Here is a 17088-nt window from a genome sequence, read left to right as displayed (position 1 = left end):
CCATGAGCTACTCGGTCTCGCCCGTCGGCTTCGTGCGCTCCTGCTTCAAGGAGAAGTTCGCCATCCCGCGCCAGCCGCAGCTGGCCCCGGCCGCACGCGGCGTGCTGGAGCTGGTGGCGCCGTTCGATCAGGGCGAGGCGGTGCAGGGCCTGGAGCAGGTCAGCCATGTGTGGCTGCTGTTTCTGTTCCACCAGGCCCTGGAAGACAAGCCGCGCCTCAAGGTGCGGCCGCCACGCCTGGGCGGCAACACCTCCATGGGCGTGTTTGCCACCCGCGCGACACACCGGCCCAATGGCATTGGCCAGTCGGTGGTGAAGCTGGATAAGGTCGAGCCGGGCCGCTTGTGGGTTTCCGGGATCGATTTGCTCGACGGCACGCCGGTGCTGGATATCAAGCCGTACGTGCCGTACGCGGACATCATTGACACCGCCACCAATGATATTGCCAGCAGTGCGCCGCAGCTGATTCCCGTGCAGTGGCTGAAGACGGCCCTGCACCAGGCACAAGGCCATGCGCAGCGCCTTGATGAGCCGCTGGTGGCATTGATCGAGCAGTGTCTGGCCCAGGACCCACGGCCGGCGTATCAGACGCCAGGGCCTGAGCGTGAGTACGGCGCGCAGTTCTGGGATGTGGATGTGCGTTGGCACTATCCAGAGGCGGGTGTCATCTGTGTGCTGGAAGTGGTACCGGCCAAGTAAACGCCGAAACAACTGGGGGAGCCGCTCATGTGGGAGCTGGCTTGCATGCGATAGCATCACCTCAGTTCAACTGAACGACCGAGGTGTCTGCATCGCAGGCAAGCCAGCTCCCACACAAGCCAGCTCCCACATTTTTTTTGAGCAGTGTTTACTTCTCGACGAACGCGCGCTCGATCAGGTAATCACCCGGCTCACGCATACGTGGCGAAACTTTCAGGCCGAAGCTGTTCAGCACTTCGCTGGTCTCGTCCAACATGCTCGGGCTGCCGCACAGCATGGCGCGGTCGTCCTCGGGGTTGATCGGCGGCAGGCCGATGTCGCTGAACAGCTTGCCGCTGCGCATCAGGTCGGTCAGGCGGCCTTCGTTTTCGAACGGCTCGCGGGTCACCGTTGGGTAGTAGATCAACTTGTCACGCAACGCCTCGCCGAAGAATTCGTTCTGCGGCAGGTGCTCGGTGATGAATTCGCGGTAGGCGACTTCATTGACGTAACGCACGCCGTGGCACAGGATCACTTTTTCGAAGCGCTCGTAGGTTTCCGGGTCCTGGATCACGCTCATGAACGGCGCCAGACCGGTACCCGTGCTGAGCAGGTACAGATGTTTGCCCGGCTTCAAATCGTCAAGCACCAGGGTGCCTGTCGGTTTTTTGCTGATGATGATCTCGTCGCCTTCCTTCAAGTGCTGCAATTGCGAAGTCAGCGGACCATCGGGCACCTTGATGCTGAAGAACTCCAGATGCTCTTCCCAGTTTGGGCTGGCAATGGAGTACGCGCGCATGAGTGGGCGGCCGTTGGGCTGTTGCAGGCCGATCATCACGAACTGACCATTCTCAAAGCGCAAGCCCGGATCGCGGGTGCACTTGAAGCTGAACAGCGTGTCGTTCCAGTGATGAACACTGAGGACACGTTCGTGGTTCATGTTGCTCATGTACGGGGAACTCCTGGAAATGGGTCTGCGCCAAAGATGAGATGCGCAATTGCACAGCATTCTAATGGCGGCGACAATATCTGTTAACTGGATTATTAAGATAAGGGTTATCGGTTATATCGATATGCGATTTACTCTACGTCAACTGCAAGTCTTCGTCGCCGTCGCCCAGCAGGAAAGCGTCTCACGCGCTGCTGGCCTTCTGGCCTTATCTCAATCCGCCGCCAGCACCTCAATCACCGAGCTGGAGCGTCAATCCAGCTGCCAATTATTCGACCGCGCAGGCAAGCGCCTGAGCCTCAACGCTCTTGGCCATCAGTTATTACCGCAGGCCGTTGCGCTGCTGGACCAGGCCAAGGAGATCGAAGACTTGCTCAACGGCAAGTCCGGCTTTGGTTCCCTGGCGGTCGGCGCCACCCTGACCATCGGCAATTACCTGGCGACCCTGCTGATCGGCAGTTTCATGCAGCAGCACCCCGAGAGCCAGGTGAAACTGCATGTGCAGAATACTGCCAATATCGTGCACCAAGTGGCGCATTACGAAATTGACCTGGGTCTAATCGAAGGCGACTGCAGCCACCCGGACATCGAGGTACAAACCTGGGTCGAGGATGAGTTGGTGGTGTTCTGTGCGCCTCAGCATCACTTGGCCAAGCGCGGTGTGGCGACGATGGAAGAGCTGACCCATGAAGCATGGATCCTGCGCGAACAGGGCTCGGGCACGCGCTTGACCTTTGACCAGGCCATGCGCCATCACCGTAGCGCGCTGAATATCCGCCTCGAGCTTGAACACACCGAGGCGATCAAGCGTGCAGTGGAGTCAGGGTTGGGGATTGGCTGTATTTCCCGACTGGCCCTGCGCGATGCGTTCCGCCGTGGCAGTTTGGTGCCGGTGGAAACCCCGGACCTGGACCTGGCCCGGCAGTTTTACTTCATCTGGCATAAACAGAAGTACCAGACCTCGGCGATGCGCGAGTTCCTGGAACTGTGCCGCGCCTTCACCGCCGGGGTTCAGCGCAGCGACGAGATCGTGCTGCCTAACATTGCCTGAGGCTTAGATCAGGATCACGGCCCACACCAGGGTAATCATGGTCAGCGCTACGAATTGCGCGGCGCTGCCCATGTCCTTGGCGTTTTTCGACAGCGGGTGGCGGTCGAGGGAAATCCGGTCGATAGCCGCTTCCACTGCCGAGTTGAGCAACTCAACGATCAAGGCCAGGAGGCAGACCGCGATGAGCAAGGCGCGCTCGACCCGACTGACGTGCAGGAAGAAGCTCAGCGGGATCAGGATCACGTTCAGCAACACCAACTGACGGAATGCCGCCTCGCCGGTGAAAGCTGCGCGCAGGCCATCCAGGGAATAGCCCCCTGCGTTGAAGATACGTTTGATACCGGTTTGACCCTTGAAAGGCGACATAGATGTAGGCAACTGAACCAAAGAAGTGGGGAAACTAGATCACGCAAAGTCAAAAAAGCGTGAATCGGGTACAGCTTAATGCTGCGAAATTGACTCAAGTTGTTGCAAGAGCAGCGCCGCCTGAGTGCGGGTACGCACGCCGAGCTTGCGAAAGATCGCCGTCACGTGGGCCTTGATGGTCGCTTCCGACACACTCAACTCATACGCAATCTGCTTGTTCAACAAACCTTCACAAACCATGGTCAGCACCCGAAATTGCTGGGGCGTCAGGCTGGCAAGGCCATCACGGGCGGCTTTGGCTTCGTCGGACACGTTGATTTCTTCAAACGCTTGCGGCGGCCATGACACGTCGCCATCCAGCACGGTGCGCACGGCTTTCTGGATCGCTTCCATAGAGCTGGACTTGGGAATGAAACCGCTGGCACCAAACTCCTTGGAGCGCACCACCACGTCGGCTTCTTCCTGGGCTGAAACCATTACTACCGGGATCTGCGGGTATTGCCCGCGTAAGAGCACCAATCCCGAGAAGCCATAGGCACCCGGCATGTTCAGGTCGAGCAGCACCAGGTCCCAGTCGGATTTTTCGTTGAGGCGGGCTTCCAGTTCGGCAATGCTGGCCACTTCGACCAGGCTCACGTCAGGGCCAAGGCCCAAGGTAACGGCCTGATGCAGCGCACTGCGAAACAGCGGATGGTCATCGGCTATCAGGATTTCGTATGTGGCCATTGATTAAATGATCCTGTTTTTTATGGGAGCCCTGATGGGTTCAGGGTTCGCCAGTACACAAGGCAATAGCCAGGCAGCCATCGCCACAGGGCACACTCAGCATCAAAAACACCTGAAACGACACTGAAAAGTCACGGTTACGCCCCAATCGGCGCCCAGCATGCCCAGCGCAGCCTGGGGGGTCAAGCACTACGCCCGTGGGCATTTTAGCCGGTTGCGGGTTTACGGTGCCATCATGCAAACGTCGTCTGGTTATACCGTAGGGATATGGGGCGCGAGCCGCATGTGCACGCTGTCCGCCGGGTCCAGCGGCAATTGAAATTTAGCGGCCAGGTAATGCGTGCTGAACACATCGAGGTAGGCATCCAGCACTTCGCTGGCTGCTGGGTCGTCGGCCAGCTCCAGGCACAGCGCCGCAACCTCGGCGGTACAGAAATGATCATCGCGCTTGGACCGGCGCAGCTTGTAGCGTGACAGCTGTTCGGGCGCCAGGCTCAACACCGGCAAGTGCGCAAGGTAAGGGCTTTTGCGGAACATCTTGCGCGCCTCGCTCCAGGTGCCGTCCAGCAGGATGAATAACGGGCGCTTGCCGTCTTGCACCCTCACCTCACTGCACACTCGCTCAGGCGCAACGAATTCGCCCGGAAACACGATATACGGTTGCCATTGCGGGTCGGCTAACAGGGTCAGCAACTCAGGGTCCACTTCTGTGCGCGACCAGGCGAACGCGGTGGTGTCATCGATCACATCGGCGATCAGCCAGCCGGTATTGCTGGGTTTCATCGGTTCCACGTCATGCATCAACAGGCACATGGCCGAGCGGGCCTGCACTGTTGGGCGCCAGGCGCACAGGCAGTACTCGGGAATCACCCGGCAACCGGGGCAACGTTCGGCGCGCGAACCACGGTTTAGAAACGGCCGGACGGCGCGCGCCAGGCGCTGGGTACGCAAGCGGGAGACGGCGTGGCTCATCGGGCGCACCGCGAGCAGAGGTCAATCGACACAGGCAAAACTCGAATCAGGCTTAAGTGGCCGCAGTTTACCAGCGATACGCCTGGCTGTAGTGGCAAGCGGTCCCCTATAATTGCGCGCCACTGAACGCACAGCGCAGTGGCTGGTCTATGCACCAGTAACCGAATCAGGAGAGTTTCATGCTGCGTTCCATGCTGCGCCTTGTTGCCCCATCCGTCGCCCTTGCGCTGGTTCTGCCCATGGGCGCCCACGCGGCGTCGCTGCTGGAGGCCCAAATGAACAGGAAACTGCAGAGCGTCGCGGCCGAGAGCAACAAGGACCTGCCCCGGGAAATCGATGCAAAGACCCTGGAAGTGGCCTACACCGTTGAAGGCATGCAACTGATTGATCACCTCAGTGTGCTACCTGACCGTGCCGAACAGATGCGCGCAAACCCCAAAGCTGTGTATTTCCAGCTGGGTCAAAGCGTATGCCTGAACAAAGGCTATCGCGAGCTGATGGCCAAGGGCGCCGTGATGCGTTATGAGATCACCGAAAACAAGACCAACCGCCCGGTAGCGTCGGTCAAGTTCGTGGAAGCCGATTGCCCGGCCCCCGCTGCGGCGAAGAAGAAAAAGTAACTGTTGCTCGATCATCGCGCGCTGCTGTCCGGTGGCGCGCACCTCCCTCGCCTCATTGGCCAGCCGCCAACTAAACTGCTTGATGAGTGACCAATAAGCGGTTGCCAGCCAAGGGTTTTTCGGCTCATGATCAAGCCATCTCGGCAGCCCATCTACTGCGTTTTTCACGCCGTTCTGTAACATTTTCAGGGCAAAAGAGGGTTGCCCTCCTGCGACTTGCAGTGCAAAGGTTTCCAAATCACAAGGAACATACAGAGCCCGTTTCGCCGCCTGGCGAACACCGTGCAACGCTTAAGGCGTGCAGCGACACACGCAGTGTCGTGGCCGCGGACGAATCTCTCGCCGATGGCCCAGGTTCTGTGAAGAAGGAGAAGTTGAATGCCTTACGAACCGAATGACCGCCTGCTCCGTCATTTTGAAGCAAACGGCGCTGACCTCACCCAGCAGGTCGACGCACAACTCCAGCTGGTCGCTCCCAACAGCCCGAACATCCCCCTTTATCGCGATATGATCCTCACCGTGCTGCGCATGGCCAAGGATGACCGCAACCGTTGGAATGCAAAAATCACGCTGCAGGCGATCCGCGAGCTGGATAACGCCTTCCGCGTGCTGGAACAGTTCAAGGGCCGCCGCAAGGTCACGGTGTTTGGCTCGGCGCGCACGCCGGTCGAAAGCCCGCTGTACGCCTTGGCAAGGGAAGTCGGCACGCTGCTGGCGCAATCCGACCTGATGGTGATCACCGGCGGTGGCGGCGGCATCATGGCCGCTGCCCACGAGGGCGCAGGTCTGGAACACAGCCTGGGGTTCAACATCAACCTGCCGTTTGAACAGCACGCCAACCCGACCATTGATGGCACCGAGAACCTGCTGTCTTTCCACTTCTTCTTTACCCGCAAGCTGTTCTTCGTCAAGGAAGCCGACGCGTTGGTGCTGTGCCCGGGCGGTTTTGGCACGCTGGATGAAGCGCTGGAAGTGCTGACCCTGATCCAGACTGGCAAGAGCCCGCTGGTGCCGGTGGTGCTGCTGGATGCCCCAGGCGGTGGTTTCTGGCAAGGCGCACTGGACTTCATTCGCAGTCAGTTGGAAGCCAATCGCTATATCCTGCCCACCGACCTCAAGCTGATCCGCCTGGTCTACAGCGCTGAAGAGGCGGTGGCGGAGATCAACCAGTTCTATGCCAACTTCCACTCCACGCGTTGGTTGAAGCGTGAGTTTGTGGTGCGCATGAATCATCCGCTCAGTGATCGTGCACTGACCCACTTGCAGAGCGAGTTTGCCAGCTTGCGGCTAAGTGGAGAGTTCCAGCAGCTTGCTTACACAGGCGAGGAACATGATGAACCAAGGTTCAGCCATTTGACGCGGCTGGTGTTCAACTTCAACGGTCGTGATCAGGGCCGCCTGCGGGAATTGGTGGACTACATCAATTTGCCGGAGAACTGGGCTCAGGCTCAGGGCAAGACACAGCAGCGGGTGGCGCCGGAGCCGGCGTGATTTTTAAGGCAAAAAAAAAAGGCCCACTACTGTCGTAGTGGGCCTTTTGTTTTATCGGGATTTGGCATCCCGGCAACCAACACATTCCAATGTGGGAGCTGGCTTGCCTGCGATTGCGGTTTGCCAGCTAGCTTATAGGTAGCTGACCCACTGCCATCGCAGGCAAGCCAGCTCCCACATTTAGATTTTTACCAGCCTGAAGACTTAATCGTCCATGTCTCGACCGCTGAGCAGCCGACTGATCATATCCATCGAAAACCCGCGATAGCTCAAGAAGCGGCCTTGCTTTGCACGCTCCCGGGCATCAATCGGCAGATGGCCGGCAAACTTGCGACGCCAGGTATCTTCCAACTGCGACTGCCAACTGATACCGCACTCACGCAGGGCGAGGTCGATATCGGCACGTTGCAGGCCGCGTTGGCTCAGTTCTTCACGAATTCGCGCCGGGCCGTAGCCGGAGCGCGCGCGGTAGGAAACAAAGCTTTCAAGATAGCGGGCTTCGGAAAGCAGCCCCTCTTCCGTCAAACGGTCGAGGGCTGTTTCGATCATCTCGGGCTCTGCACCGCGCTGACGCAGTTTACGCGTCAGCTCGACTCGACCATGCTCGCGGCGAGCGAGCAGGTCCATCGCGGTGCGCCGAACGGCGACGAGTGTATCCAGTACCACAGTCATCGTTTGCTTCAGATATCAGTGTCAGCTTCTTCCACTTCTTCAACCGGCTCGCGGTTGGCGGCAGCTTTCACGTCTGGCGCTGGGGTCAGCAGCTTGTCGCGAATCTGCTTCTCAAGCGTGGCAGCGATATCCGGGTTGTCTGCCAGGAACTTGGCCGAGTTGGCCTTGCCCTGACCGATCTTGCTGCCGTTGTAGGCATACCAGGCACCGGACTTCTCGACGAAACCGTGCAGTACGCCCAGGTCAATCATCTCGCCGTTCAGGTAGATACCCTTGCCGTAGAGAATCTGGAACTCTGCCTGACGGAAAGGCGGAGCGACCTTGTTCTTCACGACTTTAACGCGAGTTTCGCTACCAACAACTTCGTCACCTTCCTTCACCGCGCCGGTACGGCGGATGTCCAGACGGACCGAAGCGTAGAACTTCAGCGCGTTACCACCGGTAGTGGTTTCCGGGCTGCCGAACATTACGCCGATCTTCATACGGATCTGGTTGATGAAGATCACCAGGCAGTTGGCGTTCTTGATGTTACCGGTAATTTTACGCAGCGCCTGGGACATCAGGCGGGCTTGCAGGCCCACGTGCATGTCGCCCATTTCGCCTTCGATTTCAGCTTTCGGTACCAGGGCAGCCACGGAGTCGACCACGATCACGTCGATGGCGTTGGAGCGCACCAGCATGTCGGTGATTTCCAGGGCTTGCTCACCGGTGTCCGGCTGGGAAACCAGCAGGTCGTCAACGTTGACGCCCAGCTTACCGGCGTATTCCGGGTCCAGGGCGTGCTCGGCGTCGACGAACGCACAGGTGGCGCCCATTTTTTGCGCCTGGGCAATCACCGACAGGGTCAGGGTGGTTTTACCGGAAGATTCAGGACCGTAGATTTCAACGATACGGCCTTTTGGCAGGCCGCCAATGCCGAGTGCGATGTCCAGACCCAGAGAGCCAGTGGAAATAGCCGGGATCGCCTGACGGTCGTGATCGCCCATACGCATTACGGCACCCTTGCCGAATTGACGTTCGATCTGACCCAGGGCCGCAGCCAAGGCTTTCTTCTTGTTGTCGTCCATTAAAGTCCTCACGTAATCAATAAGGCCTGACGGCCAACACCTGTATAAGTAGACAGTATTGTTCCACAAAGATCCGGGATCGCCTACCCCTGATTTTCGATTTCTGCTGCAGCTCGTCGCAACAAGCCCTCCAGCGCGGCCTTTACCGTTTGTCGACGGACCTCGTCGCGGTTGCCGGGGAAGTGCGCCAACTCGGCCGTCACCTCATCACCCACGCCGAACGCCAGCCATACAGTGCCTACCGGTTTATCCGGCGAACCACCATCCGGCCCCGCCACGCCGCTGACCGCCACGGCAAAGCGCGACAGGCTTTTTTCCTGCGCACCGCGCGCCATCGCCTCCACCACTTCCTGGCTGACGGCGCCGACCTTGGGGAACAACGCCTCCGGCACGCCCAGCTGCCGGGTTTTCTGCCGATTGGAGTAAGTGACATAACCGGCCTCAAACCACGCCGAACTGCCCGGTATGCGCGTGATGGCTTCGGCGATACCGCCACCGGTGCAGGACTCGGCAGTGGTGACGTGGGCATTGAGTACCTGCAAACGGCGACCCAGTTCAGCAGCCAGTTGAGTGATTTCCTTCACAGTCGTCTCCAGGAGTGGGCGGGGGTTTGCCTACCCTACAGGAGCCTATCGGCCATGCAAGTTAGAGAGTGCATCAAGACGCTAACGGCCGACGACGCGCACGCCACCTCAGGAAACGCCCAACACCGCCTTCGCCCGCGCCCACAGTTGCAAACGCTCATCCAGCCCGTTCAGCCCGCCATTGATGCGTCGGGTTATGGTGGTGAACTGGTCTTTGTCGGCGAGTTCGTTCAAACCATTGCTTTGCCAGAACCATGCGGCGGACTCACACGCCCATTGCGGCTGCTCCAGCAGTTGCGGTTGCTGCAACAGGCGCTCGTCGCCGAACAACGCTTGGCTGCAGGCCAGGTAATTGCGCCGCCCGGTGATCTGAATAAGCCCCCTGCCCCGGTACTTCTGGCCATCGCCGTCGGCCTCGGGGGTGTTGCCCAAACGCGCGGCCAGGGTGCCGGTGTCGTATTTGCTCAGGTATTGATCGCTGCCCAGTTCTCGCACATAGAGCAACTGGCCGGATTCGTGGCCGATTTGGGCAAGAAATGCGGCCATGCGCTCAGGTGTGATGATTTGGTGGTGTGACATGGCCGCGTTTAACGCAGAAATGAAAACGCCAGCTTTAAGCTGTGAGCGTGGTAAGACTTTAACTAACTGTTGCTCGGACAGGACCATGTTGCCCTCCTCGGCGCTTCGAAATGAAGATCGAGCTTTGAGTGCCGCACGAACTCAGGCGTATTTTTCATTCAGTGCATACAAGATCGCGCAGGTTTCGCAATCCAGCACGCCATCATGGTTTTCAGGCCGAAAGTGCAGTTGAAAAGCCCGTACCAGCGCACTGAAAAAACCATCAGAAGTGGGCGTTTCAATGCCATAGCCATAGCGGGAAAATGCCTGAACCACTTGCTCACGCTCAGGCATTTCGCCACTGAATTGCTGGAGGTATTTGTCTTTGACTGAATCCTCGTACCAGGCGCCGATACCTGCCTGCGCAAGGTCTTTCCAGGGAAGCTTGGGGCCCGGGTCTGATTTGCGACCGACCGCAATATCGGAATGGCCTACCACGTTTTTCGGCGACATGTCCGGGTAACGTTGCAGGATGTTCCTCGCCAATTGCTTGAGGGCTCTGATTTGCGAAGCCTGGTAGTCAGGGAACGTGAAAACGCCGTCGACATCCGTGGCCTGGTTAACAATCTCGATACCGATAGAGGTGTCGTTCAACCCTGAACGACCGGCCCACTGGCTGACACCTGCGTGCCACGCACGGTCCTCTTCCGCCACCAGACTGAAAATCTTCTGCCCCTTGAAGCCCGCCGCAATGTAGCTCGGATCGGTTGGATCCGGGATCAGATAATGCGCACTTGCAGCCCCGGTGGTCAGCGATTTGACCGAGCCAGAAAAGTCCAACGCGGTGTAGTGCAACACCAGGAAACGTACACGTTTGCCGTAAGGTTTAAGCGTGCGATAAGTGTTGTAGTCAATCGTAAACATAGAGCCTCCCTTTTTCCTATCCATCCTTTAGCTATTACGCAGCACACGCGCCTTGAATTAACCGCACGCGAATGCTGCCACCTGGCGCTCTCAGAGACGATGAAGTTCAATATAGTGTTCATGTGTATTCACCTATCGAGTCGAATGACTTGTCGCGGAAGATTCCACTTTCATGTTGCTCAAAGGCGATTGCTCGAGGCTCGGGGGCTTCACATGATTCAGCATCCCACATCGGGAACATTTGATCTGGAGCTCTGTAAACCCACCTGTGCAGGCGAAAAGTCTTTTGCAGTTACTGCATCTGAATTCTTTCAACATCTGCAAATTCCTTTTGCTGAATTACCCTTTCCGTGGGCAATAAAAAACCCGACACAATCGCCGGGTTTGTTAGCTGATTTTACTCAGTTGTCAGGATGCTCGCTCGCTACTGAATCAGCGGCGTCCACATCCGACATATCCTCTTCGAGAGGTGCATCGTCGTCAGGCGGCAGCGGGATCTTGTCCTCATCACGCCTTGGGTCATGCCCTGTCTCGTTATCAGTGCCGCGTGTGACTTCCTGCTGAGAAATATTGCCTGGCGCATTCTTATCGATGTCCATGCTGACTCTCCGTTTTTATGCTCGGGATATCCGCGCTTGAACATGGGAGGCTGGCAGGTCATGGTCAGTGCCAATCAATGGACGAACGGCTTAAGGCAAACGTCCCCGTTCAATGGCGAGGCCTGGAATTAACGATTGATAGGTCCGAAGGTGAGCCCTTTCAGGAACCAGCGCTGCTCTGGTGTAATCGAGTCGGCCTGTTTTGCATTTTCGATTTCGGTTGCACCGATCTGCGCGTAGTAGGCGCATGCGATGCCGTCGACCACCACAAATAGCTTCGCATCTTCGAGACTTCTGAGCAGCATGCTGAACCTCCAGACACGAAAAGCCCCAGCGAATGCTGAGGCCCTGAATAGGTCCCTCATCAGCGTGACAAGTCAGAGGCTTTGAGGGCTTGGGGAAAATTAGGCAATAAAAAGCCCAGCGCGACGGCTGGGCTCTATTACGCAAGGAGATAGAAGATCATGGAGTCCAGTAAGCAATCTTGCCGCCTGCACCAACAGCTGTAAAATTGCCGTTGCCGTAGGCAACGCTCCGGATATCGGTTCCTGCGAAAGTGTTGGCTTGCTGAACCCAGCCGATCCCATCCTCGGAAACGGCTGTCTTGCCGCCGTCGCCAACAGCTACATACTTGCCATTACCGTAAGCAATGTCGCGGATGATGGTTCCACCGAAACTGGTATCTTCAACAGCAGTCCAGCTAAGCCCATCGGATGAATATGCCATCTTGCCATCCGCACCAACGATAAACATTTTCCCGTTGCAAAGCTTCATGGAAAGGATGGTGCTATAGCCGAAGGTGCTGGTTCTGGTCGTGAATGTTTGCGGATTATCCGTCGCCATCTTCACAGCGCTAAGCAGCTTCCCATTCGATCCCGCAATCAACACAAAACTGCCAATGACGTTGACGCAGTACACAGTCTCGCTAGAAGTGAAGGTCGTAGTGCGCTCCACCTGGCCTGACCAATCGCCATAACGGGAAAAGACTTTACCGTTAGACCCAACCAGTATCCAGGTGTAGTTCTCGCCGTAAATTGGCCAATAAAACACAATGCCTTGCAAGTCTCCGGACGCGCGAACAGTTGCCGTAAGGTCTGTCCAAGCCCTTTCAGGGTGGTCTGCGCTGCCGAAGATCAGATTGCCGGATTGAGAAAGGGCTTGAAGCGATGACCCAATACCGTTCCAGTACAGCTCGTTGAGGACCTTTCCGCTATCAGAGGTGAGGGCGCCCTTAAGCTTGGTCCACGCTGTACCAGTTGCGCCTCCGCTGACAACCTGAGTGGTTGTGGTAAGACCGTTGCCACCAACCGCATAAAACTTGCCTTGCGCAAAAACCACGCGCCTAAGCATGCCGGTGTTATCCACCGGTTGTACTTGAGTCCAAAGATCTTGCAAGGTTTGAGACGCTGAGTTTGCGTTTTCCATTTTAAACTCCGTTACTGAGCTGATTTAAGTTCAGGCCTCTATATTGGGCGTATGGCGCTCATGGGCGATTGCTCGAGGCGCGTGGCCTTCACATGGTTCAATGCCCCGCATCGGGAACATTTGATCTGGAGTTCTGTAACCTCGCCAATTCGAGCAAGGAGTTTTTTGCAGTTTCCGCATCGAAGCTCTTTCAACATAAGTTCCTCCAACATCAGTGAACTGCTGCTGCGAATGACTTACCTGTTCACGCCGACAACCCATTTGCCGTGATCGAACTGCGATACCCCGTCGCCGGATCGCCAACATGCACCACCTGTTTCATCGACCACTGGCCCTGCATATACGAAGGCCAGGTTTCATCTAGCACCAGCAAGCCCTCAGCGGCCAGCAGCGGGTTGCCAGGGCAATCGATCACCAGTTTCAAGCCTTCGCGTCCCACACGTCGCAGTTCGCCTTCAGCCACGGCACGCGCCTCGGCTTGGTTCTGGCAGCGCTGGCGCAAGGTTTTGAACGGGGCCACCCCAACTTCGACTACCTGTTGTTTGCCACCTGCGGCATCCCACCAGGTCACGCGGCTGCCCATGTATTTGGAGCGGGACGTTTCGTCGAGTTTGGCGGTGATGAAGGCCTGATCGCCGGGGCGATTGTCCTGGGTCACGGACAGCTTCACCTGCGGCAATAATTGCCCGGACAGCGATTTAACCTGCCCCGCCTCGGCCAGCACATACAACTCGTTGATCGGTTTGGTGACCGCGCTGTAGCGTTTGGCAAGGCGGGTGATAAACGCCATGTCGCTTTCGTTGGACTGATCGATATGGGCAATCACAATGCCTTCCAGCGCAGGTGCAACACGCGGTGAAAAACCGTGACGACTGACCAGTTGGCGAAACAGTGCGCCCAGCGTGGTTGGTCCGTAACTGGCCGACCGTCGCTGGCGATAACCGCTGGCGTCGAGCATGCTGAAAGGTGCGGCTGTCGCCACGATCATCAAGCGCATGGGAAACAGCACGGGCGTGCGCTGCGTGATCACAAACTCGCCTTTTTCCACCAGCGCCGACTCCTGATAACCCACGCGCAAACCGATCTTGCCGCTCAGGCTGGGCAAACCTTCCAGCCCCTCGATATTGAGGGTCAACTCCAGTCGGTCAGACTCGATACCCGCGGCGTCGGTATGGCTCCAACGCATCAGGCGTTGATTGAGCAGCGCGGCATTGGCGCCATAAAACTCCACGATTGGCGTAAATCCCTGTGCCATGTTGCCTCCTTAATCCCACGCCAGAACAGGCCGCACAGCAGCCGGCCGCGCTTGCATTTCCGGCACGATGACCCACACACCAGCGGGCAGTACCGGCCCGTACTCGGCAAGCTCGGGGTTCAGACGCCAAAGGGTTTCTTCCGCCGCGTCATCGCAACGGCCCAATTCGCGGTAGAGCAACAGGTTGACCGAATCACCGGCAATACTTCGCACTCTACGCATTGACGAATTCCTCCAGTTCCATAGTCCAGGCCATGACCATGGCAGTGCCGTCATCGATCACGTTGCTCTGGGTTTCCATCACCGAATTGATCCGCCACAGGCCCCAGTTACGGCCGATGCCATCGACCAGCGGTAAGGGCGCACGCGCATTTTGCAGGGCGCGCAACTCGTCCAGGCGCTGCATGCCGATGGCATACATCGCTGTGCCGGTGAACGTGAGCTTCTCCAGCTTCTGCCCGCTTTGCCGCGACTGGGGTTTGCTGGCAATAATCGCCAGGTCACTCCAGCCGCCATCAGTGGTACGCACCAGCCCGGAATAAGCAAAGCCACGGGACAGGCCAAAAATAAAGTCGCCGAGGACCATTTGTTGTTGCATCAATCACCTCCTGGTGGATCGGCCAGCGCCGCGTTGCGCCGAATGCCAAGGGTGTCGGTGACCATCGGCATGCACTGAAATTGCAGGGCCTGGATCACCTGGTTGACGACTTGCTGGGCATCGGCGGGGTTCACGCCGGTAATCTGAATGCTCGGCGCGAGGGTGACTTGCACATTGTCGGTACGCGCGGCGTTGAGCTCTTTGCTCACTGCACCGGGTGCAGGCAGTCGGTCGGTTGAGCCGAACAATTTGTCACCCAGCCAGGTGCCCGCTTCACTGCCAAGCAAACCCCCAATGGCGCCGCCGACCGCGGTGCCGACACCGGGAAAAATCAGCGTGCCAATGGCCGCGCCGGCGGAGGCTCCTGCCCAGGCGCCACCTGCAGTGGTGAGGCCTGCACCGACGGCTTTGGCGTCGCCGTTGCGGATACCCTCGGCCACATCCATGGCAGTGTCGACATACCTCATCGGGCCGAGGCGGCGGGCGGCGGAGGACTCCAGCTTGCTCACCGCGCCTGACAGGCCGGAGGCCGGCAGCTTCGGCGCGTGAGGCAGCGCCTCAGTTGAGCGCTCATGGCTGAAGGTCTGTGTGTTTGGCAGAGCAGTCATACGCCCATCAGAAGGCAGGGGGACAAGCCCTCGCTCCAAGGCCTCCATCAGCCCCGGCCCTCTGCCAGCAGCCGGTTGACGGTAATCAGCGCCCTGCTTTCGACTATTTGCCTGGACCTCGCGCAGTTGCATCCCCTGAGTAGGGCCACCGGCGTGAAAACCATTCGACTGCGCAGGGAAAAAGGACTTGGCAAAGCGCTCGGACACACCGCGCAGCGTCGCCATCACGCCGCCGCTTTTTGTGGATGCAAGCCTGGTAGCAGCTGGCTTGGCCACGGAAGCCTGTTTCTTCTGCGAACCTTGCTTGTTCTGCGCGCGCTGCGTCTTCTTATTCTGCGATTTTGGCGGTTGGGTATTCTTCTTCCTGGCAGAAGAACTTCTACGGCTGACGCGGCGGCTACTGGGTGAGGCTTGAACAGCAGCAGCACAGCAGCAGGACTTATCCTTTTTAAAGCCATCACTCTTGAATAGCTTGCCGGCGACTCCAGGCAACTTGCCAAGCGTTACATCAACCAAGTTACCCGTTACCCGGGTTTTGATCGTCTCTCCCAAGCCCGAAAAAAAGCCAGTAATGACGGGTGAAATAACCGGCAAAACGACCACCTCAGCCATTTTTACAGCGGTGACAGCTGTGGGCGACTCACCCGCTATGGTGTTGGCGCGGTCCATCACATGGGTCTTGGCTTGCAGCCACCAGTCCTCCCCGAGCACCGGCGCGAGCTTCAGCGTGGTGGAGAGCCGCTCCTCACTCTTTGACGACTCCTCTCGCAATTGAGTGGTAGTTTTTTCCGCAACGGCGGGTGCAGCAAACGATTGCTGGAAGGCTGCGACCGGATCGAGGCTCTTTACATCGCGCAACGTCATGGCGTCACGGACCAAGCTCCGATCTTGCGATGCGCTCGACTTAACCTCGGTGGTCGTCTTCTGCTCACTACGCTGATCGATTTTAGACGGTTCAACGTCCACCGCCTTCAGCCGCGACAAGGCGTCTTCCAGCGCGTCCACGCTGTTGCGCACTAACCCCAGGGACAGCGAGAGGCCATTGAGTTGCAAGCCTGCATTGGTCAGCGCCAGACTCATCGAGGAAAACGACGGCGCTTCTGCGAGAGCACCAGAGACCAAAGGGCCTGGGCTGACAATCTCGCCCCCCTTTGCGTTGTCTGCGTTGCTAAAAATACCTTGGCCATCCTTGGCCATGGCATACGCGAGCGAATACTTGTTTTGCATCCCGCTTACTCCTGTTTAACGCCAAGGCGAGTGATCGCGATGTCGTAGCGGCGCAATGCTTTGCCGGCGTCCCAGTCGAGGATCTCTGCCTCATTGACCGAGTAAATCAGCGGCACCACATCGAGGATTACTTCGATGTCGCGCTGCGAAAGAAGTCCGCCGGTTGATTTAAAAAATCGTCGATGCGCTCCTGCAGTTCCGTCCAGTCGGGTACGGTCAGGCCAGCGAGATCGGGGATCATCAAACCGGTGCAATGAGCGGTGATGAACTCGGCGCGTTCTTTGTTGGTGGCGAGTTTTTTCATCACCTTGGTGGCGCGCAGGGCGGGCATTTCCAGGGGTAGTTCGGTCAGGCTGCGACCGGCCGCGTCAAGGGCCAGCAACAGCTGGACAGGCTGATCGTGGTTCGCTTCTTCAGGCTGATCCAGGAAGAACGACGTAGGGCGTGTCGACATGTCATGTACGTACTGAGCGATGCTCACGTAGTCCGGGCGCTTGAGCTGGTCGAGTTCTTTTTCCGACAGGCCGGTGGCGAGTTTCGCCAGTTCAAAAAACTGGTCGTCCTCGTCATCACCGGCCCGAGCCAGCGCGTCTTTTTGCGCGGCGTAAAACAACGGCTTGAGTTGAATCTGCTGGATCGCCGCGCCAGTGTCGGCGGTGATCGGGGACAGCAGAATGTGCAGCGGTGGCATCCAGGCCATGGGGCAATTCCTTGTTAAG

23 protein-coding genes are annotated in these 17088 nt (G+C 58.1%); 4 read left to right on the top strand and 19 right to left on the bottom strand.

Features of this window, described 5'->3' with window-relative positions; all coding sequences use genetic code 11:
* Positions 1–2 precede the first annotated feature (2 nt).
* Complete coding sequence (tsaA, locus tag HU759_RS07020; protein WP_099548535.1) at positions 3–698, top strand: tRNA (N6-threonylcarbamoyladenosine(37)-N6)-methyltransferase TrmO; 696 nt, start codon at positions 3–5, stop codon at positions 696–698.
* Between the two features lie 148 nt (positions 699–846).
* On the opposite strand, the gene fpr is transcribed toward tsaA, so the two are convergent.
* On the bottom strand, positions 847–1626 hold the full coding sequence (fpr, locus tag HU759_RS07015; protein WP_003189055.1) for a ferredoxin-NADP reductase: 780 nt from the start codon (positions 1624–1626) through the stop codon (positions 847–849).
* 124 nt (positions 1627–1750) lie between these two features.
* On the opposite strand from fpr, the gene HU759_RS07010 reads away from it, so the two are divergent.
* Positions 1751–2677: a LysR family transcriptional regulator gene (locus HU759_RS07010; protein ID WP_026013711.1), complete on the top strand. Its 927-nt coding sequence runs from the start codon at positions 1751–1753 to the stop codon at positions 2675–2677.
* 3 nt (positions 2678–2680) lie between these two features.
* Here HU759_RS07010 and HU759_RS07005 read toward each other — a convergent pair whose 3' ends face one another.
* The 3 genes from HU759_RS07005 to HU759_RS06995 form a co-directional block, all read right to left on the bottom strand.
* Positions 2681–3043, bottom strand: coding sequence for a diacylglycerol kinase (locus HU759_RS07005; protein ID WP_017137081.1), 363 nt, complete (start codon positions 3041–3043; stop codon positions 2681–2683).
* A 75-nt stretch (positions 3044–3118) separates the two neighbouring features.
* A complete protein-coding gene (gene erdR, locus HU759_RS07000; protein ID WP_017137080.1) occupies positions 3119–3769 on the bottom strand; it encodes a response regulator transcription factor ErdR in 651 nt (216 codons plus the stop codon).
* A gap of 252 nt (positions 3770–4021) precedes the next feature.
* Positions 4022–4741: a tRNA-uridine aminocarboxypropyltransferase gene (locus HU759_RS06995; protein WP_099548534.1), complete on the bottom strand. Its 720-nt coding sequence runs from the start codon at positions 4739–4741 to the stop codon at positions 4022–4024.
* Between the two features lie 179 nt (positions 4742–4920).
* On the opposite strand from HU759_RS06995, the gene HU759_RS06990 reads away from it, so the two are divergent.
* Complete coding sequence (locus HU759_RS06990; RefSeq protein ID WP_017137078.1) at positions 4921–5361, top strand: PA3611 family quorum-sensing-regulated virulence factor; 441 nt, start codon at positions 4921–4923, stop codon at positions 5359–5361.
* A 378-nt stretch (positions 5362–5739) separates the two neighbouring features.
* Positions 5740–6852, top strand: coding sequence for a TIGR00730 family Rossman fold protein (locus HU759_RS06985; protein WP_170036421.1), 1113 nt, complete (start codon positions 5740–5742; stop codon positions 6850–6852).
* 204 nt (positions 6853–7056) lie between these two features.
* On the opposite strand, the gene recX is transcribed toward HU759_RS06985, so the two are convergent.
* From recX to HU759_RS06910, 15 genes are all read right to left on the bottom strand, one after another.
* The gene (gene recX / locus HU759_RS06980; RefSeq protein WP_034118389.1) at positions 7057–7524 is read right to left on the bottom strand and encodes a recombination regulator RecX; all 468 of its coding nucleotides are present in this window, start codon (positions 7522–7524) and stop codon (positions 7057–7059) included.
* An 8-nt stretch (positions 7525–7532) separates the two neighbouring features.
* Positions 7533–8591 carry a recombinase RecA gene (gene recA / locus HU759_RS06975; RefSeq protein WP_048720087.1) on the bottom strand — a complete coding sequence of 353 codons (1059 nt, stop codon included), beginning with the start codon at positions 8589–8591 and terminating at the stop codon, positions 7533–7535.
* An 83-nt stretch (positions 8592–8674) separates the two neighbouring features.
* Positions 8675–9175 (bottom strand): CinA family protein, encoded by a 501-nt coding sequence (locus HU759_RS06970; protein WP_138451094.1) that lies wholly within the window; start codon positions 9173–9175, stop codon positions 8675–8677.
* A gap of 108 nt (positions 9176–9283) precedes the next feature.
* Positions 9284–9841 (bottom strand): glycoside hydrolase family 19 protein, encoded by a 558-nt coding sequence (locus HU759_RS06965; protein WP_138451097.1) that lies wholly within the window; start codon positions 9839–9841, stop codon positions 9284–9286.
* Between the two features lie 54 nt (positions 9842–9895).
* Positions 9896–10657: an N-acetylmuramoyl-L-alanine amidase gene (locus tag HU759_RS06960; protein WP_170036530.1), complete on the bottom strand. Its 762-nt coding sequence runs from the start codon at positions 10655–10657 to the stop codon at positions 9896–9898.
* Between the two features lie 132 nt (positions 10658–10789).
* On the bottom strand, positions 10790–10981 hold the full coding sequence (locus HU759_RS06955; RefSeq protein ID WP_186616803.1) for a Com family DNA-binding transcriptional regulator: 192 nt from the start codon (positions 10979–10981) through the stop codon (positions 10790–10792).
* A 77-nt stretch (positions 10982–11058) separates the two neighbouring features.
* Entirely contained in the window at positions 11059–11256 is a 198-nt protein-coding gene (locus HU759_RS06950; RefSeq protein WP_056857599.1) for a hypothetical protein, read from the bottom strand.
* Between the two features lie 128 nt (positions 11257–11384).
* Positions 11385–11561, bottom strand: coding sequence for a hypothetical protein (locus HU759_RS06945; RefSeq protein ID WP_186616802.1), 177 nt, complete (start codon positions 11559–11561; stop codon positions 11385–11387).
* A 157-nt stretch (positions 11562–11718) separates the two neighbouring features.
* Positions 11719–12681: a hypothetical protein gene (locus tag HU759_RS06940; protein WP_170036413.1), complete on the bottom strand. Its 963-nt coding sequence runs from the start codon at positions 12679–12681 to the stop codon at positions 11719–11721.
* 38 nt (positions 12682–12719) lie between these two features.
* Complete coding sequence (locus tag HU759_RS06935) at positions 12720–12878, bottom strand: Com family DNA-binding transcriptional regulator (RefSeq protein WP_138451102.1); 159 nt, start codon at positions 12876–12878, stop codon at positions 12720–12722.
* 47 nt (positions 12879–12925) lie between these two features.
* Entirely contained in the window at positions 12926–13936 is a 1011-nt protein-coding gene (locus HU759_RS06930) for a contractile injection system protein, VgrG/Pvc8 family (protein ID WP_186616801.1), read from the bottom strand.
* 9 nt (positions 13937–13945) lie between these two features.
* On the bottom strand, positions 13946–14158 hold the full coding sequence (locus HU759_RS06925; RefSeq protein WP_017137071.1) for a tail protein X: 213 nt from the start codon (positions 14156–14158) through the stop codon (positions 13946–13948).
* A complete protein-coding gene (locus tag HU759_RS06920) occupies positions 14151–14534 on the bottom strand; it encodes a phage tail protein (protein ID WP_017137070.1) in 384 nt (127 codons plus the stop codon). The genes HU759_RS06925 and HU759_RS06920 overlap by 8 nt, the downstream gene beginning before the upstream one ends.
* The gene (locus HU759_RS06915) at positions 14534–16369 is read right to left on the bottom strand and encodes a phage tail tape measure protein (protein ID WP_170036409.1); all 1836 of its coding nucleotides are present in this window, start codon (positions 16367–16369) and stop codon (positions 14534–14536) included. The genes HU759_RS06920 and HU759_RS06915 overlap by 1 nt, the downstream gene beginning before the upstream one ends.
* Positions 16370–16496: 127 nt before the next feature.
* Positions 16497–17069 carry a phage tail assembly protein gene (locus HU759_RS06910; protein ID WP_170036407.1) on the bottom strand — a complete coding sequence of 191 codons (573 nt, stop codon included), beginning with the start codon at positions 17067–17069 and terminating at the stop codon, positions 16497–16499.
* Positions 17070–17088: the final 19 nt, after the last annotated feature.

It is taken from the genome of Pseudomonas sp. OE 28.3, from assembly GCF_014268205.2.
GTDB classification, from domain to species: domain Bacteria; phylum Pseudomonadota; class Gammaproteobacteria; order Pseudomonadales; family Pseudomonadaceae; genus Aquipseudomonas; species Aquipseudomonas edaphica.
Note: the sequence above shows the minus strand (reverse complement) of the source record. Positions and strands in the feature narration are given on the sequence as shown.

What these genes read in the sequence shown, in the direction of transcription:
- tsaA (WP_099548535.1), top strand. Translation starts at nt 3, where the DNA reads ATGAGCTACTCGGTCTCGCCCGTCGGCTTCGTGCGCTCCTGCTTCAAG.
- fpr (WP_003189055.1), bottom strand. Translation starts at nt 1,626, where the DNA reads ATGAGCAACATGAACCACGAACGTGTCCTCAGTGTTCATCACTGGAAC.
- HU759_RS07010 (WP_026013711.1), top strand. Translation starts at nt 1,751, where the DNA reads ATGCGATTTACTCTACGTCAACTGCAAGTCTTCGTCGCCGTCGCCCAG.
- HU759_RS07005 (WP_017137081.1), bottom strand. Translation starts at nt 3,043, where the DNA reads ATGTCGCCTTTCAAGGGTCAAACCGGTATCAAACGTATCTTCAACGCA.
- erdR (WP_017137080.1), bottom strand. Translation starts at nt 3,769, where the DNA reads ATGGCCACATACGAAATCCTGATAGCCGATGACCATCCGCTGTTTCGC.
- HU759_RS06995 (WP_099548534.1), bottom strand. Translation starts at nt 4,741, where the DNA reads ATGAGCCACGCCGTCTCCCGCTTGCGTACCCAGCGCCTGGCGCGCGCC.
- HU759_RS06990 (WP_017137078.1), top strand. Translation starts at nt 4,921, where the DNA reads ATGCTGCGTTCCATGCTGCGCCTTGTTGCCCCATCCGTCGCCCTTGCG.
- HU759_RS06985 (WP_170036421.1), top strand. Translation starts at nt 5,740, where the DNA reads ATGCCTTACGAACCGAATGACCGCCTGCTCCGTCATTTTGAAGCAAAC.
- recX (WP_034118389.1), bottom strand. Translation starts at nt 7,524, where the DNA reads ATGACTGTGGTACTGGATACACTCGTCGCCGTTCGGCGCACCGCGATG.
- recA (WP_048720087.1), bottom strand. Translation starts at nt 8,591, where the DNA reads ATGGACGACAACAAGAAGAAAGCCTTGGCTGCGGCCCTGGGTCAGATC.
- HU759_RS06965 (WP_138451097.1), bottom strand. Translation starts at nt 9,841, where the DNA reads ATGGTCCTGTCCGAGCAACAGTTAGTTAAAGTCTTACCACGCTCACAG.
- HU759_RS06960 (WP_170036530.1), bottom strand. Translation starts at nt 10,657, where the DNA reads ATGTTTACGATTGACTACAACACTTATCGCACGCTTAAACCTTACGGC.
- HU759_RS06950 (WP_056857599.1), bottom strand. Translation starts at nt 11,256, where the DNA reads ATGGACATCGATAAGAATGCGCCAGGCAATATTTCTCAGCAGGAAGTC.
- HU759_RS06945 (WP_186616802.1), bottom strand. Translation starts at nt 11,561, where the DNA reads ATGCTGCTCAGAAGTCTCGAAGATGCGAAGCTATTTGTGGTGGTCGAC.
- HU759_RS06940 (WP_170036413.1), bottom strand. Translation starts at nt 12,681, where the DNA reads ATGGAAAACGCAAACTCAGCGTCTCAAACCTTGCAAGATCTTTGGACT.
- HU759_RS06935 (WP_138451102.1), bottom strand. Translation starts at nt 12,878, where the DNA reads ATGTTGAAAGAGCTTCGATGCGGAAACTGCAAAAAACTCCTTGCTCGA.
- HU759_RS06930 (WP_186616801.1), bottom strand. Translation starts at nt 13,936, where the DNA reads ATGGCACAGGGATTTACGCCAATCGTGGAGTTTTATGGCGCCAATGCC.
- HU759_RS06925 (WP_017137071.1), bottom strand. Translation starts at nt 14,158, where the DNA reads ATGCGTAGAGTGCGAAGTATTGCCGGTGATTCGGTCAACCTGTTGCTC.
- HU759_RS06920 (WP_017137070.1), bottom strand. Translation starts at nt 14,534, where the DNA reads ATGCAACAACAAATGGTCCTCGGCGACTTTATTTTTGGCCTGTCCCGT.
- HU759_RS06915 (WP_170036409.1), bottom strand. Translation starts at nt 16,369, where the DNA reads ATGCAAAACAAGTATTCGCTCGCGTATGCCATGGCCAAGGATGGCCAA.
- HU759_RS06910 (WP_170036407.1), bottom strand. Translation starts at nt 17,069, where the DNA reads ATGGCCTGGATGCCACCGCTGCACATTCTGCTGTCCCCGATCACCGCC.